2 protein-coding genes are annotated in these 1,335 nt (G+C 45.0%); both read left to right on the top strand.

From position 1 onward, the window contains the following. The coding region (locus H6A27_RS14370; RefSeq protein WP_204509181.1) for a PD-(D/E)XK nuclease domain-containing protein at positions 1–744 on the top strand (744 nt) is incomplete at its 5' end. 56 nt (positions 745–800) lie between these two features. Next, a partial coding sequence (locus H6A27_RS14365) for an AAA family ATPase (protein ID WP_204509180.1) occupies positions 801–1,335 on the top strand: 535 nt, incomplete at its 3' end.

The raw sequence follows: 1,335 nt of genomic DNA, 5'->3' as shown, positions 1-1,335 counted from the left end.
GCTTTCAACAAGAAAAGTATCCGTGACTATTGGTTCAGTTCCGGCACTCCGACATATCTTATCCGTCTGCTTGCCCATTTCAAGGAGAACATGAACGAACTGACAGGCAAGTATTATCGTACGGAAGAGTTCATCGACTACAAGGCGGATGTTGAACAGCCTTTACCTATGATTTACCAGAGCGGATATCTGACCATCAAAGACTACAACATGCGCCGTAATACTTTTCTTCTTGACTTTCCGAACAATGAGGTCAAGAACGGTTTTCTGACTGCCATCGCCACTTCTTATCTACAGCCAAAGAAGCGTGTTGAGGGTTGGATATTTGACGTGCTGGATGCTTTGGAGGGTGGCGATACCGGCAGACTGTGCAGCCTTTTCACCTCTTTCCTTTCGAGCATCCCCTATACTATGCGCCGCAAAGACAATGAGGTGGAGCGTGAACGCTACTTCCAATATACGTTTTATCTTATACTCCGCCTGATAAGCGTTTATACCGTTTATGTTGAGAAAGTGCAGAGCCAGGGCCGTGTGGACTGCGTGCTGGAGACGCCTCAATATGTCTATATCTTCGAGTTCAAGCTGGACGGCACGGCGGACGATGCGTTGCGTCAGATAGAAGAGAAAGGTTATGCCAATGAATACGCTTCGGATACACGTACCCTTTATAAGATAGGCGCAAGCTTCTCTTCCGAAACCGGAACGATAGGAGACTGGAAATGTATAGAACCCAATAAGCAATAACTAACAACTTGGCTCTTAATTTTTAATTATTAATTTTTAATTCTTAATCGACCGACATGAAATACCCCATAGGAATCCAGAGTTTTGAGCAGATAATCGAAGACGGTTATGTCTATATCGACAAGACCGACCTTATATATAAGCTTACCCACGAAGGCAAGATTTATTTCCTTAGCCGTCCGCGCCGTTTCGGTAAAAGTCTTCTTGTCTCCACGCTAAAGAATTATTACTTAGGTCATAAGGAGCTTTTCAAGGGCCTGAAGATAGACAGACTGGAGAAGGACTGGAATGTGCATCCTGTGTTTCATGTGGATTTCAACGGGGCGAATTTTACCCAGGCAGGTGTTTTGGAGACCATGCTCGATGATTATGTTGACAAATGGGAAAAACAGTATGGTATTCATACAGACCCTGAACTTGGAGTCGGACTTCGTTTTCGTGATATACTTTGCGCCGTCCACGAACAGACAGGCCGTCGTGCGGTAGTCCTGATAGACGAGTATGACAAGCCTATCTTGGATGTACTTGATACTGATTACGGTCTTGAAGACCGTCACCGTAACGTCCTGAAGGGATTCTATTCCGTGTTCA

The organism is Bacteroides caecigallinarum (genome assembly GCF_016902295.1).
Taxonomy (GTDB): domain Bacteria; phylum Bacteroidota; class Bacteroidia; order Bacteroidales; family Bacteroidaceae; genus Phocaeicola; species Phocaeicola caecigallinarum_A.
Note: the sequence above shows the minus strand (reverse complement) of the source record. Positions and strands in the feature narration are given on the sequence as shown.